The following is a 14,482-nucleotide window of genomic DNA, read 5'->3' as shown; positions in this document are numbered from 1 at the left end:
AGAAAGGTCAGCTCAAGCAAGTAACCCGTTCAGTTTATTCCCCGCTTCCACCGGCCAGGATAGTTGTCGCCGAGCGGTTAGGATAGTTGACGTCAAGCACCGGACTGCGACAGATAAACGAAGCCGGTTAAGAATGAAATAATGCCCGACGCAGCCACGCTGAGGCACGTCCGGTTAACAAGGGGCTAGGCCTCAACTCGCCACGGAGGATTTAGGCGATTACTGCCGGCCCAGTACAAGCAGATGACATTACCCGCTGGGTCTTTGGCTCTTGCCTCACGCCACAACCACGGTTCATCACGGGGCACCTGAAAGAATTCGATTCCATGCGCCTGGAGGTGCTTGACCGTTTGATCGAGTGATTCATCCTCGAAGTAGACCACCACATCCGACGATTCGGATACGCCCCCGACCTGATGCACCGAAAACGAGGCGCTGCCATTTGGACATTTGAAGCGGGCGTAGTGCGGGGCGTTAACAATGAGTTCAAACCCCATGCGCTTGTAGAAGTCAACCGACTCCGCAACATTGACAGCCGGCAGGGTGACTTGGTTCAGGTACATGGGGCCTGGCGCTCGCGGTAGGCTGCTTCGCAAGGCACGAAGCGAGTGGATGGAACCAAAAAGTGGATGGCCCTTTTTGGCGTCAACTTGACCAGCCAGCCAGGCCACACACCGTATTCCGAACACTTGAATACAGCAGTTGATTTCATGCTTGCCGCTCCTGATGCGCTTCACTTTGTGTGGTGACAACACGACCAGCCAATGGATGTTGGATTCCATTGTCGCCATACGTGCCGGTGACTTGAGCGATGACCACTTGAAAGCCATTGAGCCAACGCGATTGCTGTTGCTTTGCCTTCATGTGCTCAGGGTGTTTCATCAATGATTGCAATGCAGCCATGGACTCCCAGTAGTACACATTTGAGATGAGTCCGGTTTGTTGGTTTTCCCAAGACTCTTCACCCAAGTAACCTGGGATGGACTTCGCTATCTGTGCAATGACATCGTCAAGGGCATAGAACTCTGCGTCGTATTGCCTTTTTGCAAACGTAAAGGTGGATGTGAACATGTGATTGTGAGTCTGTGTTTTATCGAAAAAGCCGTGCGACCCAGATGGCGCGCAGCGTATTTGGAATCCGAACGATCAACTTGTCAGGCATTGTGCTTGCCGGTTAGCGCCAGCGTCTTTTGGCTGACTCGTGCTCCAAAGTACTTGGCCGTTGAAAGATCGACTTCTGGCACAACGAGGCCAGTCGATTGCGAAATCAAGCCCAACTGCGCACCCAATCGATTTCTTCCTTGCGGATCGTAGCCACCTGGAATATCAACACCAACCCAAAGCATGCCGTGCTGCGCACCAAAAATGGATAAGTACTGGAGCGTAGAAAGTTGATCACCGTTCAGGTTTGAACCAACAGTGAATCCCGCGCAAAGCTTTCCTTCCCAACGCTGTGTGACCCAACGGTCACTGGACGCGTCTGCAAAAGCCTTAAATTGAGCCGATGGTCCACCCATGAATGTGGGACAACCAAAAATCATCGCGTCACATGCATCAAGAACCTGAAGGAGCTCTTCGTTCTTGTATCGCCCTTCCACAATATGCGCCCCGTCAATCGTGAGCAATTTTCCGGTACACCCCTTGACTGAGCGCACGCCCTCAAGGACAGCCTGCGCGAGCTGGGCCGTGGTGCCAGTGATGGAGTGATTGACGACGAATATTGTTGCCATGGTGGTTTTTGGCTGAGAGGTTAGGCCTTGCTTGGTTGCAAGACATAGTAGTTGTCCCATTCCTCTTCACGCTCCAGGCAAAAGCCGTGAGATGCGTAAAAACGATTGGAAGGGCTGAACTTAAGGGCTCCGAGTCGTATCGGCAAGCTGGCGACATTGGCCTCCTCAATCAGCTGTCGCAAAACTGCTGATCCGAGACCTTTGCCTTGATGCTTTGGCGATATGTAGAGGTGATCGAGATAGAAGTGATTTTCAAGACGGCGGATCACAAGGAAACCGACACGCTCCTCCTCCACCAAGATCTCGCTGGTTGTATTCGGGTCGAACGAATCGAGGATGCGACGTCTTGCTCGATCTTCATCGAAACGTCCTATTGCTTCAAGACTGGGCTTCATAGCTTGTACCCGAATAGTCGCGAGAGCTTCGGCGTCCTCTGCCTTGGGTTTTCGGAGTTGGTAGTTCATGGGATGGTACTCAAGCCTGAATTAAGATCGATGGAAGGGTTAGGCATCGCCGGGTAAGTGCCACGGTGCTGTCTTCAACTTGACCGCGAAGCTATTGAAGGTAAAGGTTTTTGTGAGCCTGTCGGCATAACCCTCAATCAGTTCGACTGCCGCACCGTACATGCGCCACAACTCAGCCTGTGTGGGTGGCGTTATTTCGGCGTAACGCCACCTCATAACACGTGGCTCTAATGGGAAGGCAGCAAGTAACTTTGATGCCCCCTGCCAACTGTGTGACGGCTCTGCCAGTTTGTTTAGAGTTCGGAGGTCATGGGTCGCGGGATAGGTAATTTTTCTCTGGCTCAAGTAGGTCTTGATCGCCTTCTCACAAGCCATTTGAAGTTCCCAAGGCACAAAAGTACTTGATTCGTCATTTCTTGAAGTGGCGTCTAATGCAGCCTTTTCCAAATGGCGCAAGATAGTCGAAGCCATTCTTCGGTTGACTTCGTTCGGATATGTTGCTGATCTTAGGCCGTTGTTGATTGAGCGCAAGCGATTGGCTACGCCCCTTGATGTCTCTAGAAGAGAAGTCCGTCGACTTGGCTTCAGATCCTCAAGCCTAGGAGGTGCAAAAAGCCAGTTGTACGGATTCTCATCTAGCTGGACCTCTTTCGGAAACTTGATCCAACGATGACCCTCGCAATCCACCTCTGAGAGCACAAGCTCAACGCGAAGTGCGTACAGCGCACCAAAGTGGGAAACCAGTCCATGCACCATTGGGTTTTTCGGGTGCGCGATCTCCGCCCCATACCGCTGCTCGTACCAACGAATTACTGGAAGGTAGATGCCGGAGAACCAAGGCTTCGACAAGTAGTCATCCTTGCTGTCGCCCGTTATCTCGACGATCATGTGATCAACGATGAAGCGCGCCGCTTCGAATGGGCGCGAATGCACAGGGCTGCTCTGCCTGATGAAGTGCTCGTCAAGCATAGGAAGCGTCTCATTGAGAAGCTCCTCGTAGGAGACTGGAAGGGGGCGGGCCATGGCTTGGATTGCAATGCCTAACTTACGAACTAACAAGCGACTGAATTTAGCCAGAACTTGCCCGCGGAAAACGCTTGACTTGCTCTGCCAGTTGTTGCATTAATTTATCTATCGCGTCCTTCACTTCAGGCGTAAGCGGCGCAAACGATTCATTGCTCTTGTTTGAAAGTGTTTGAGCGACATCGCCAAGTTTCACCAAAGTCTTAACCAACACGTGGTCAGCGGGCAAAGCGACTTTGCCTCGCCATTGCTCAATTGCGGGCAACGACAGACCGGACAACTGACGACTGCCGGTGTAGCTGCGATTAATGACTGACAGAGCAGCGCGTTCGACGACGACTTTGTTCAAAAATGTGTTGGTCAAGTTTGGCTCCAAATTGATTCGACCCATTCTAGGATCGGTGTGGCCTTGAGGTGTCTGACTGCGAGGTCGTAGTCTCTTGGCTCCGCAGTACCTCGTGTAGATGCATGACGCGCTCGCATCGCGGTCTCGTAAACGGTCAGAGGTAAAGGGCAACGCACTGGAAGTTCATACGGTGCGTATCGGCTAAACGAGGGCTTAGCCAACATCGACCAAGACGCAGCCATTGCAATATCGCGAATCGCTGTGTAAGCGAGACCCAGTTCGTAGATCGGACTGGGTGAGTTTCTTTGAAGTTCGAGTATTGAATTCTCTAGGAGAAACCGCAGTTCAGCGATGTCTTCAGCTACAGAAGAATAAGGGGCAGGCTCTCCGAGGTCTTTTAGGAAACCAGGCCCTGTTCGAGGATAGACTTGAACTGCCTCAAGATGTAGATGCCATGCAAATAACCGACCGGCTGCGAAATAGGTCTCTATGGTCTTTCTGGAATACACGCTCCAAGAGGGCGGGAATAAATGCGGTTCTGTGTATTCTTGAATTACTAGGACGTCAGAATCAGACGAGGAGGTTACTTCCCCTCTTGTCATCGATCCGAAAATGTAGATTTCGTGTTTCATCTACGTGAGAGGCGCTTGACTAGTATGGCCATAAACAGACCAAACGCAACAAACTGACTGGCGGTAAGTACGAGCGCATAGATTGGTGGCATAGCCTGTGCGTACTGCTTCCCCCAAAACTGCCAGATGGACTCCAAGAGTGCGTCAATCAAGGAAACTTTTGCTTCGCGAGAATAGAAAATCGAAACTACAAGTATGGCTACAAAGCAGCTAATCAAGATTCGCACAATGCTCTCGCCGTTGCCCCAGAGCAAGTCGAGAGCTTTCCAGCGAGCATGTTGGACCGCATGCGAGAATCTTTCTGTGCCCTTGTATTTTGATCGATAGTATGCCTCGTTCGAGTATGCAGCCTTGTACAGGTGTTGCCCCGTTAAACCAACTTCGATGGACGCAGCCCGATTGACTGCCTCGTAGTTACCAGTCTCTGAGTAGTTGACCCGCAACGACCGAACCAAATCTCTGGCGAGGTTTTCCTCGCTGGGTAGACAACGGTCAAGGAAGTCATCATCGAGGTGAGACTTCTCCCAAGTCGTGTATCGGAAAGTGCAGTTCTCGAACTGCGATCCCCGAAGATTTGATTCCTTAACAAATGCGCCGGTGAAATCGCATCCGATAAAGCGACAGTTTCGGAAATAGCAGCCCAAGAAGTTGACTTGCTTGAAGCTGATCTTGGTGAAGACCTTACCAACCGCAAACACCCGCACCATGTCGTGGCGCATGAAGTCTTCACTGTTGATGTCCGTAGTGAACTCCACGTCCTCGAGCTTAGTTTTTTTGTTATCGCGAAAGGCCATAGACTGTACTTATGAAGGCTAACTTTTTAATTTATCAGCCTGCGTGGATTTCCCCGCAGGACCGGTCGAATGAAGGGTTAGAGCGCGTATAGGGTCGAGTAACGCCTTTTTTCCGCAGGAATAAGCCTTTTTAGTGGAAAAGTTCTGCTGAACGTGTTGTGCATTGAACTCGTAGAAGCAGTACTTCCCGGCGTAGCAACCTGCTGGGTGGAGAAGGCTGTCAGGTCCGACCACTATTAGTACTCGGTCATATTTCGTAGGTTTGCCGAGGCTGATGTTCGTTCGCGTCGGAGAATTGTGAAATTTAATTTGCACTCGGTCTGTTTCGCCTTCTGTGTCGTGCCCTTCTTGGCGCGACGATTTTGCCAGTTGAAGTTCAAACTCTGAGGCTGCTAAAAATTCGCCTATATCACCAAGAAATCGGTCGGAGCGAATAACTTCCATGGCCCGGAGCTTGGCGGCGGCAGCCATGAAGTCAATAATTGCAACCGCTTGATCCTGAGTAATCGGCATTGCGCCTTGACTTCCATGCACACGCACTGCCGTTTCATTCGGATTTAAATTTGCCATGAAATCCGGTGATCCTTCCTTGCAAACCACACGCTTGCTCAATCAGATTCACGAGCGGGTTCGGTACCTGCACTATAGCTTTAAAATCCAGGTAATTTAATTCTATTGGATTCGTTTTTTATCCACTGTAGCGTCACCCAAGGGCTGGGAGCGTGCGCCAACCGTGTGAAATGGTGAGACCGACGTCGAGGTGCTTTTGACCATGCTGGCCAATGAACGCAAGGGAGAATCAGGTCAGCAACCTCAGACCACCTGGATGCCTTACCTACGAGCTGATCGATTGACCAGCGCATCACAAGCGCACAGGAATCCCCCGCTCCCGCATCCGCTCTTTGGCCTGCTGCACCGTGTATTCACCGTAGTGGAAGATGCTCGCCGCCAGCACTGCATCCGCGCCGCCGATGCTCACGCCGTCGGCCAGGTGGTCCAGGTTGCCCACGCCGCCTGACGCGATCACGGGCACGCTCACAGCATCGCTCACGGCTCGGGTCAGTTGCAGGTCAAAGCCGCTTTTGGTGCCGTCGCGGTCCATGCTGGTGAGCAGGATTTCGCCCGCACCGTATTCGGCCATTTGGGTGGCCCAGGCCACGGCGTCCAGGCCCACGTTTTTGCGGCCGCCGTGGCTGTACACGTCCCAGCCGGGGCCCATGGGCAGACCGTGGGTGCCGATGCGCTGCTCGTCTTCCGCGCTGCGGCGTTTGGCGTCGATGGCGACCACGATGCATTGCGCGCCGTATTTGGCAGACGCTTCGCGGATGACCTGCGGGTTGGCGATTGCCGCTGAGTTGAAGCTGGTTTTGTCGGCGCCGGCATTCAGCAATCGGCGCACGTCTTCCACCGTGCGCACACCGCCGCCCACGGTGAGCGGAATGAAGACCTGGCTAGCCACGGCTTCGATGATGTGCAGGATCACGTCGCGCCCGTCGCTGGTGGCGGTGATGTCCAAAAACGTGAGTTCGTCAGCGCCTTGCTCGTTGTAGCGGGCCGCGATTTCGACCGGGTCTCCGGCGTCGCGCAGTTCGACAAAGTTGACGCCCTTGACGACGCGACCGCCGGTCACGTCGAGGCAAGGGATGATGCGTTTGGCGAGCATGTTTCAGTGACCCTCTTGCGGTTCGATAGAGACGGTGATGGGCTTGATGTCGGCTTGTGTGGCCGAGATGTACAGATGCTCTAGAACGCCATTGCGCTCGACCACCACAGCGGTTTGGGTTTGCGCAGCCGTTCGCCGGGCTTGATTGGCCGCCCTGGCCATGGCAGCTACCGATCCTCTCAGGCTGCTGCTGCGTGCCTGTTCAATTGACATCATCTGATTCATTTTTTCCCAATCCAAAGTTGCTTGCATCATGCACGCAAAGCCAAGCGCTGCCAGCCCGCCCAGCGCCCGCCCGCAGGCAAGGTGATGGGCGTGTAGACCTGAGCGGCTTCGACACACAGCATCTGCTGCCAGCCGTCTTCGGGCATGTCGGCCAGGCGCTTGCACAGGTCTTGCGCGGGGTTCCAGACCACGGTGTTGGCCCAGCTCGGGCTTTGGCTGATGTGCAGGGTCTGGTTCAGCGTCAGGGGCTGTGGCCCGGCTTCATACACGCGGTCAAACTCGGCGGTAAAGCGGATCGTATCGGCCGCTTGCGCATGGGTGTCGGTGAGTGAATCCCACTCGGGCTGACCGCCCAGGCCCTGCAGCGTGGCCTGCGTCACGTCGGGCACGGCCAAATAGGTGTGCAGTGCACCAGAGAACGCCAGCGCTTGGGTGTCTGTGTTGTGCACGTCCAGCGTCAGTTGCACGGCACCCGGGCTCAGGTCGATGTGCAGCGCCAAGGCAAAGGCTTGGGGCCACCAGGTGCTGGTCTGAAAGTTGTCGTTCAGACGCAACGTGAGGCGGGCATGCTCGGCTCCCAGTTCGGGCGCATCGGCCTGCCAGGCCACGTTGCGGGCAAAACCGTGTTTGGGCAGGCGCTCGGCCATTGGGCCGCGTTGGTTGAACTGCGGAAAGCACACGGGAACACCGCCACGAATGGCGGCTTTGCCGTCCATCACGCTATGGGGGCTGAGGTACAGGCGCTCTTGCCCGCCCGACACCCAAGACAACAGATGCGCACCGTGCAGCGCGACCCGCAGGCGGTCGCCTTGCGGCAGCGTCAACTCGCAAGTGGGCAGGCCCGCGAACGCGGTGTCGCGACAAGTGGCCTGAGCGCTCATGTGCAATAGCGAGGGAAAGGATCAGCCGTTGAGTTCGTCGGCGCGTTGCTGCGCCAGCGCGAAGTCGAGGTCACCCGAATACACGGCGCGGCCGCAGATCACGCCTTCCACGCCTTCGTCTTCGACAGCGCACAGCTGCTCGATGTCGGCCATGTTGGACAGGCCGCCCGATGCGATCACGGGGATGGTCAGAGCTTGGGCAAGCTTGACGGTGGCATCGATGTTGATGCCGCTGAGCATGCCGTCACGGCCGATGTCGGTGTAGATGATGGACTCGACGCCCCAGTCTTCGAACTTCTTGGCCAAGTCCACCACTTCGTGGCCGGTGAGCTTGCTCCAGCCGTCGGTGGCGACTTTGCCGTCTTTGGCGTCCAGGCCGACGATGATGTGGCCGCCAAAGGCGGTGCAGGCGTCTTTCAAAAAGCCGGGGTTCTTGACGGCGGCGGTGCCGATGATGACGTAGCGCAGGCCGCTGTCGATGTATTTTTCAATCGTGTCCAGATCGCGGATGCCACCACCGAGCTGCACCGGGATGTCGTCGCCCACGGCCTTGAGGATGGACTTGATGGCGCTGAAGTTTTGCGGCTTGCCCGCGAAGGCACCGTTCAGATCCACCAGGTGCAGACGGCGGGCGCCTTTTTCGAGCCAGGTGCGCGCCATGGCGGCGGGGTCTTCGCCAAAAGTCGTGGCTTGGTCCATATCGCCCTGCTTGAGGCGAACGCAATGGCCGTCTTTGAGGTCAATGGCGGGGATCAGAATCATGGCGAATTAAAAAAGGCTGAGGGCTGAAAAACGGCAGTGAAAACTTCTCAAGGCTGCCAGTGGAGGAAATTGCGGAACAAGGCCAAACCTTGGGCCGCGCTTTTTTCGGGGTGAAACTGGGTGGCAAATATGTTGTCACGGGCAATGGCGCAAGCAAAGCGGCCGCCGTAATCGGACTGGGCCGCGCTGTGCGCCGGGTTGGCCACTTGGGTATAAAAGCTGTGCACAAAATAATACCAGCTGCCGTCCTCGACGCCTTGCCACAGGGCATGCGCTGGTTGGTCTTGCCAAACTTGGTTCCAGCCCATTTGCGGCACTTTGTAGCGGGTGCCATCGGGCTGGATGCGTCCGGCCAAATCGAACTTGACCACGCGCCCGGGGATCAAGCCGAGGCCCGGCGTATCGCCTTCGTCGCTGTGGTCCAGCAGCATTTGCATGCCCACACACACACCAAACAGGGGTTTGCTGGCAGCGGCTTCAAGCACTGCTTCCATCAAGCCCGACTCGCGCAGCTCGCGCATGCAGTCGGGCATGGCGCCCTGCCCCGGCAAAACCACGCGGTGCGCGTCGCGCACGACTTGCGGATCGGATGTGACGGTGACTTCGGCATGGTCCACGCTGGAGGCGGCATGCATCACCGCCTGCGCCACGCTGCGCAGATTGCCCATGCCGTAGTCCACCACTGCAACGCGATTGACGCTCATGCTCAGAGACTTCCCTTGGTCGATGGGATCACGCCTGCCGAGCGGGGGTCCAGCTCGAGTGCCGCACGCACGGCGCGGGCGAAGGCCTTGAAGATGGTCTCGCACTGGTGGTGAGCGTTCACTCCCTTGAGGTTGTCGATGTGCAGCGTGCACAGGGCGTGGTTCACAAAGCCCTGGAAGAACTCATAAACCAGTTGCGTGTCCAGCGTACCCAGCGAGCCGGAGGTGAAGTTCACGTCCATGTGCAAACCGGGGCGGCCCGAAAAATCCACCACCACGCGGCTCAAAGCCTCGTCGAGCGGCACGTAAGCGTGGCCATAACGGCGGATGCCTTTTTTGTCGCCAATCGCTTGCGCAAAGGCTTGGCCCAAGGTGATGCCGATGTCTTCCACGGTGTGGTGGCCGTCGATGTGCAGGTCACCCTCGCAAGCGATGTCGAGGTCAATCAGGCCGTGGCGGGCGATCTGGTCGAGCATGTGGTCTAGAAAACCGATGCCGCTGGCCAGCTTGGCTTGACCCGTGCCGTCCAGGTTGATGGCGACGCGGATGTTCGTCTCGGCGGTCTTGCGGGTGACTGCAGCGGTGCGGTTCATAAGGAGGCTTTCAGAGCGGCAAGGAGTTGGTCGTTTTCTGCGGCGGTGCCCACCGTCAGGCGCAGGCAGTTGGCCAGCAATGGGTGCATTTTAGAAATGTTCTTGATCAGCACGCCGTGGGCCTTCAGGCCGTCAAAAGTTTTGGCGGCATCGGGCACGCGGGCCAGAATCATGTTGGCTTCGCTGGGGAAAGGCTTCACGCCCGGCAAAGCCGTCAGTGCTTGCATCAAACGGGTGCGCTCTTGGCGCAGGTCTTGGGCCTGCGCAGCAAAAACCTCGGCATGCTCCAGCGCAAACAAAGCGCACTCGGCATTGAGCACGCTGATGTTGTAGGGCGGGCGCACTTTGTCCACCTCGGCCAACAAAGCCTTGGGGCCAATCATGTAGCCCAGACGCACACCAGCCAGGCCAAACTTGGACAGCGTGCGCATCAAGAGCACATGGGTGTGGCGTGTGATGCGGTTGATGTAGCTGCGGCTGGCAAAGGGCTGGTAGGCCTCGTCCATGACCACCAAGCCGCCTTGCCCGCCCTGGGCCAAGACGATTTTTTCGATCGAGTCGTCGTTCCACAAGTTGCCGGTGGGGTTGTTGGGATACGCCAGGTAAACGATGGACGGCTTGTGCTCGGCAATGGCGGCCAGCATGGCGGCTTCGTCGAGTTCAAAGTCGGCGGTGAGCGGTACGCCGTGGAAGGCCAGGCCTTGCAGCTGGGCACTCATGGCGTACATCACAAAGCCAGGCAATGGCGAGAGGATGCTGGCACCAGGAACGTCACAGGCCATGGCCAGCAAAGAGATCAACTCGTCCGAGCCGTTGCCCAGCATGATGTCAAAGCCTTCGGGCATGCCTGCGTAACTTGCCAGCGCATGGCGCAGTTCGTTCACACGCTCGCCGGGGTAGCGGTTGAGTGCCAAGGCGCCCAAACGCTCGCCCAAAGCCTTTTGCAAATCAGCAGGCAGGCGGTGCGGGTTTTCCATCGCGTCGAGCTTGACCATACCCGCCGAATCCTGGATGGCATAGGCGTGCATGGACTGCACGTCTTGGCGAATGCGTTGCATGAGTTGGGGGCTGACGTTGCTCATTTCGGGTCTCGCATCGGGGGCACAGGGTTCAAACGGAGTTCAGCGGCGCGGGCGTGGGCTTGCAGACCTTCGCCATAAGCCAGCTCGGCGGCGATGCGCCCCAATGTCTGGGCACCGGCTTCACTCACTTCGATCAAGCTGCTGCGTTTTTGGAAGTCGTACACGCCCAGCGGCGACGAAAATCGTGCCGTGCCGCTGGTGGGCAGCACGTGGTTGGGGCCAGCGCAGTAGTCGCCCAGCGACTCGCTGGTAAACGCACCCATAAAGATCGCCCCTGCGTGGCGCAGCAGCGGCTCCCAGCGGTGCGGCTCGCTGCTCGACACCTCCAGGTGCTCGGGCGCGATGCGGTTGCTGATGGCGCAGGCTTCTTCCATGTTGCGCGTGAGGATCAGCGCACCACGGTCGTTCAGGCTCTTGGCGATGATCTCGCGGCGGGGCATGGTGGGCAGCAGGCGGTCAATGGCGGCCTGCACCTCGGCGATGTAGGCCGCATCGGGGCACAGCAAGATGCTTTGCGCCAACTCGTCGTGCTCGGCCTGACTGAACAAATCCATCGCCACCCATTCGGCGGGGGTGGTGCCGTCGGCCAGCACCAAAATTTCAGAGGGGCCCGCGATCATGTCGATGCCCACGGTGCCAAACACGCGCTTTTTGGCGCTGGCCACATAGGCGTTGCCAGGGCCAGTGATCTTGTCCACTTTGGGGATGGTGGCGGTGCCATAGGCCAAAGCCGCCACGGCTTGCGCACCACCCACGGTGAACGCCCGCGTGACGCCCGCCACATAGGCGGCGGCCAAGACGAGTTCATTGCGCTCACCCCGGCTGGAAGCGGCCGCTTCTCCAGAGCCGCCCGTCGCCACGCTGCCGCGCACGGGCGTGGGCACGACCATGATGATGTCCTGCACCCCGGCCACATGGGCGGGGATGGCGTTCATCAACACCGAAGAAGGGTAAGCCGCTTTGCCACCGGGCACATAGATGCCCACACGGTCGAGAGGCGTGACTTTTTGGCCGAGCAAGGTGCCGTCTTCGTCGCGGTAAGACCAGCTCTCGCCAGACGCTTTCTTTTGCGCTTCGTGGTACTTGCGCACCCGGCTTGCTGCGGCTTGCAGGGCTTCGCGTTGTGCGGCGGGCAGGCTGTCGAGTGCCGCCTTCAGTTCGGCCTGGGTGATCTCCAAAGCCTTCACGTCGGGCGCTTGCAGGCCGTCAAAGCGTTGGGTGTACGCCAGCACCGCCGCATCGCCACGCTTTTGCACGTCGGCCAGGATGTCGGCCACACGCTGCTCGATGGCGGCGTCGGTGTCGGCAGACCAATGCAGGCGGGCCGCAAAGGCCGCTTCAAAACCGGCGTCTGCCGTGTTCAGTTGCAAAGGTTTGGCGTGCAATCCCATGTTCAGTCTTTCTTCACCGCGCCCGCGAAGGCATCGATGATGGCGCGGATCGGCGCTTGTTTGAGCTTGAGCGCAGCCTGGTTCACGACCAAGCGCGAGCTGATGTCCATGATGCGTTCGACTTCAACCAAGTGATTGGCCTTGAGCGTGTTGCCCGTTGAAACCAGATCGACGATGGCGTCGGCTAGGCCCGTGAGCGGGGCCAACTCCATGCTGCCGTAGAGCTTGATGAGATCGACGTGTACACCCTTGGTCGCAAAGAAATCGCGGGCGATGGTGGTGTATTTGGTGGCCACTTTCAGGCGCGAACCCGTTCGTACGGCACTGGCGTAGTCGTAGTCAGCGCGCACCGCCACGCTCATGCGGCATTTGGCGATGTTCAGGTCCAGCGGCTGGTACAAGCCCTGGCCGCCGTGTTCGATCAGGGTGTCCAGACCGGTCACGCCCAGATCGGCGCCGCCGTATTCCACATAGGTGGGCACATCGCTGGCCCGCACCAGTACCACGCGCACATTGGCTTGGTTGGTGGGCAAGATCAGCTTGCGCGATTTTTCGGGGTCTTCGAGCACCTCGATGCCAGCGGCCTTGAGCAGCGGCAGGGTTTCGTCAAAGATGCGTCCTTTGGACAGGGCCAGCGTGATCATTTCACTCTTTCAATGTCGGCCCCCAGGCCGCGAAGTTTCAATTCCATGCGGTCGTAGCCACGGTCCAGGTGGTAAATGCGGTCGACGATGGTTTCGCCTTCGGCCACGAGACCTGCAATCACCAAGCTCGCCGATGCGCGCAGGTCAGTCGCCATCACTGTGGCACCGGACAGCTTTTCAACGCCCTCGATCACCGACACTTTGCCGTCGATCTGGATGTGCGCACCCAAGCGCACCAGCTCGTTGACGTGCATGAAGCGGTTTTCAAAAATGGTTTCGGTGACCTTGCTCGCGCCCTGCGCAATGCAGTTGAGCGCCATGAATTGGGCCTGCATGTCGGTCGGAAAACCCGGGTATTCGGTGGTGCGAAAGCTCTGGGCTTTCAGGCGGCCATTGGCCTGGATGCGGATGAAGCCCTCGCCCGCCTCGATGGTGGCTCCGGCATCGCGCAGCTTTTCAATGACCACTTCCAGGTGGTCGGCGCGGCCGTGGCGCAGCACCACATCACCACCTGTAGCGGCTACGGCGCACAAGAAGGTGCCCGCTTCGATGCGGTCGGCCACCACTTGGTGCTCGCAGCCGTGCAAACGGTCCACACCCTGAATGCGGATGCGGCGTGTGCCGTGACCTTCGATCTTCGCGCCCATTTTGATGAGCATCTCGGCCAGGTCGGGAATCTCGGGCTCCTGGGCGGCGTTTTCCAGCACCGTCTCGCCTTCGGCCAAGGCCGCGGCCATCATGAAGTTTTCAGTGCCGGTGACGGTGACCATGTCGGTGGTGATGTGCGCGCCCTTCAGGCGCGTGCGGCCTGCGGGCAGGCTGGCCAGCATGTAGCCATGGTCCACCGTGATGACCGCACCCATGGCCTGCAGGCCTTTGATGTGCTGGTCTACGGGGCGCGAGCCAATGGCGCAACCGCCAGGAAGAGACACTTTGGCGTGGCCAAAGCGGGCCAGCAAGGGGCCCAGCGCCAGCACCGAAGCGCGCATGGTTTTCACCAACTCATAAGGCGCTTCGGGGTTGTTCAGGCCACCGGCATTGAGAGTGACGCGACCGTCTTCGTGGTGCTCGGCCGTCACGCCCATGTTGCGTATCAGCTTGAGCATGGTCGAGACGTCTTGCAGGCGCGGCACATTGGCCAGCGTGACAGGCTCGGCGCTCAGCAAAGCGGCGCACAGCTCGGGCAGGGCGGCGTTTTTGGCACCCGACACATCGAGCGTGCCTTGCAGGCGTTTGCCGCCGCGAATTTTCAGTTTGTCCATGGGTCAGGTCTGTGCGTTGTGGCCCGAGGGCCTTAGGATCATGGGGCTTGCGCAGCCCATTCGGCGGGCGTGAAGGTTTTCATCGACAAGGCGTGCACCTCGTCGGTGTGCATTTTTTGGCCCAGCGTGGCGTACACCCGTTGGTGCCGCGCAATGGGGCGCATGCCAGCAAAGGCTTCGGACACGACCACGGCGCTCCAGTGGCGGCCATCACCCTCCACCGTGAGGTGGGTGCACGAAAGGCCTGCGGCGATGATGGCTTGGAGTTGCTCAGCGTTCATGGGGT

20 protein-coding genes are annotated in these 14,482 nt (G+C 58.0%); all 20 read right to left on the bottom strand.

The features are described from left to right. Positions 1-185 precede the first annotated feature (185 nt). The 20 genes from QZ190_RS10375 to QZ190_RS10285 all read right to left on the bottom strand — a co-directional run bounded on the left by QZ190_RS10375 (position 186) and on the right by QZ190_RS10285 (position 14,477). Positions 186-563: a VOC family protein gene (locus tag QZ190_RS10375; protein WP_291915816.1), complete on the bottom strand. Its 378-nt coding sequence runs from the start codon at positions 561-563 to the stop codon at positions 186-188. A gap of 145 nt (positions 564-708) precedes the next feature. Then, entirely contained in the window at positions 709-1,071 is a 363-nt protein-coding gene (locus QZ190_RS10370; RefSeq protein ID WP_291915814.1) for an antibiotic biosynthesis monooxygenase, read from the bottom strand. Positions 1,072-1,154: 83 nt separating this feature from the next. Beyond that, entirely contained in the window at positions 1,155-1,730 is a 576-nt protein-coding gene (locus QZ190_RS10365) for a flavodoxin family protein (protein ID WP_291915812.1), read from the bottom strand. A 20-nt stretch (positions 1,731-1,750) separates the two neighbouring features. Beyond that, positions 1,751-2,194, bottom strand: a complete 444-nt coding sequence (locus QZ190_RS10360; protein WP_291915809.1) for a GNAT family N-acetyltransferase — start codon at positions 2,192-2,194, stop codon at positions 1,751-1,753. Positions 2,195-2,233: 39 nt separating this feature from the next. After that, positions 2,234-3,217 (bottom strand): hypothetical protein, encoded by a 984-nt coding sequence (locus tag QZ190_RS10355; protein WP_291915807.1) that lies wholly within the window; start codon positions 3,215-3,217, stop codon positions 2,234-2,236. Between the two features lie 46 nt (positions 3,218-3,263). Next, positions 3,264-3,581: a hypothetical protein gene (locus QZ190_RS10350; RefSeq protein WP_291915804.1), complete on the bottom strand. Its 318-nt coding sequence runs from the start codon at positions 3,579-3,581 to the stop codon at positions 3,264-3,266. Further along, positions 3,578-4,195, bottom strand: coding sequence for a nucleotidyltransferase domain-containing protein (locus QZ190_RS18135; protein ID WP_367114239.1), 618 nt, complete (start codon positions 4,193-4,195; stop codon positions 3,578-3,580). Before QZ190_RS18135 ends, QZ190_RS10350 begins: the two co-directional genes overlap by 4 nt. Beyond that, positions 4,192-4,989: a pentapeptide repeat-containing protein gene (locus QZ190_RS10345; RefSeq protein WP_291915802.1), complete on the bottom strand. Its 798-nt coding sequence runs from the start codon at positions 4,987-4,989 to the stop codon at positions 4,192-4,194. Before QZ190_RS10345 ends, QZ190_RS18135 begins: the two co-directional genes overlap by 4 nt. A gap of 18 nt (positions 4,990-5,007) precedes the next feature. Beyond that, entirely contained in the window at positions 5,008-5,601 is a 594-nt protein-coding gene (locus QZ190_RS10340; protein ID WP_291915799.1) for a hypothetical protein, read from the bottom strand. Positions 5,602-5,851: 250 nt separating this feature from the next. Further along, positions 5,852-6,652, bottom strand: coding sequence for an imidazole glycerol phosphate synthase subunit HisF (gene hisF, locus QZ190_RS10335; protein WP_090141676.1), 801 nt, complete (start codon positions 6,650-6,652; stop codon positions 5,852-5,854). Between the two features lie 3 nt (positions 6,653-6,655). Then, positions 6,656-6,865, bottom strand: a complete 210-nt coding sequence (locus QZ190_RS10330; RefSeq protein WP_146186340.1) for a hypothetical protein — start codon at positions 6,863-6,865, stop codon at positions 6,656-6,658. 38 nt (positions 6,866-6,903) lie between these two features. Further along, a complete protein-coding gene (locus tag QZ190_RS10325; protein WP_291915795.1) occupies positions 6,904-7,758 on the bottom strand; it encodes a D-hexose-6-phosphate mutarotase in 855 nt (284 codons plus the stop codon). Between the two features lie 21 nt (positions 7,759-7,779). Beyond that, the gene (gene hisA, locus QZ190_RS10320) at positions 7,780-8,520 is read right to left on the bottom strand and encodes a 1-(5-phosphoribosyl)-5-[(5-phosphoribosylamino)methylideneamino]imidazole-4-carboxamide isomerase (protein WP_053172214.1); all 741 of its coding nucleotides are present in this window, start codon (positions 8,518-8,520) and stop codon (positions 7,780-7,782) included. 47 nt (positions 8,521-8,567) lie between these two features. Further along, positions 8,568-9,224, bottom strand: a complete 657-nt coding sequence (gene hisH / locus QZ190_RS10315) for an imidazole glycerol phosphate synthase subunit HisH (RefSeq protein ID WP_291915786.1) — start codon at positions 9,222-9,224, stop codon at positions 8,568-8,570. 2 nt (positions 9,225-9,226) lie between these two features. Continuing rightward, positions 9,227-9,817 carry an imidazoleglycerol-phosphate dehydratase HisB gene (hisB, locus tag QZ190_RS10310; protein WP_291915783.1) on the bottom strand — a complete coding sequence of 197 codons (591 nt, stop codon included), beginning with the start codon at positions 9,815-9,817 and terminating at the stop codon, positions 9,227-9,229. Then, positions 9,814-10,899, bottom strand: a complete 1,086-nt coding sequence (hisC, locus tag QZ190_RS10305) for a histidinol-phosphate transaminase (RefSeq protein WP_291915781.1) — start codon at positions 10,897-10,899, stop codon at positions 9,814-9,816. Before hisC ends, hisB begins: the two co-directional genes overlap by 4 nt. After that, a complete protein-coding gene (gene hisD, locus QZ190_RS10300) occupies positions 10,896-12,290 on the bottom strand; it encodes a histidinol dehydrogenase (RefSeq protein ID WP_291915779.1) in 1,395 nt (464 codons plus the stop codon). The genes hisC and hisD overlap by 4 nt, the downstream gene beginning before the upstream one ends. 2 nt (positions 12,291-12,292) lie before the next feature. Continuing rightward, positions 12,293-12,934, bottom strand: a complete 642-nt coding sequence (gene hisG / locus QZ190_RS10295; RefSeq protein WP_291915776.1) for an ATP phosphoribosyltransferase — start codon at positions 12,932-12,934, stop codon at positions 12,293-12,295. Beyond that, positions 12,931-14,196 (bottom strand): UDP-N-acetylglucosamine 1-carboxyvinyltransferase, encoded by a 1,266-nt coding sequence (murA, locus tag QZ190_RS10290; RefSeq protein WP_291915773.1) that lies wholly within the window; start codon positions 14,194-14,196, stop codon positions 12,931-12,933. Before murA ends, hisG begins: the two co-directional genes overlap by 4 nt. 38 nt (positions 14,197-14,234) lie before the next feature. Beyond that, positions 14,235-14,477, bottom strand: a complete 243-nt coding sequence (locus tag QZ190_RS10285) for a BolA family protein (RefSeq protein ID WP_108380415.1) — start codon at positions 14,475-14,477, stop codon at positions 14,235-14,237. Positions 14,478-14,482: the final 5 nt, after the last annotated feature.

Origin of the sequence: Limnohabitans sp. (assembly GCF_017848645.1) — a bacterium.
GTDB lineage: Bacteria > Pseudomonadota > Gammaproteobacteria > Burkholderiales > Burkholderiaceae_C > Limnohabitans_A.
This window is presented reverse-complemented; position numbering and strand designations above follow the sequence as displayed.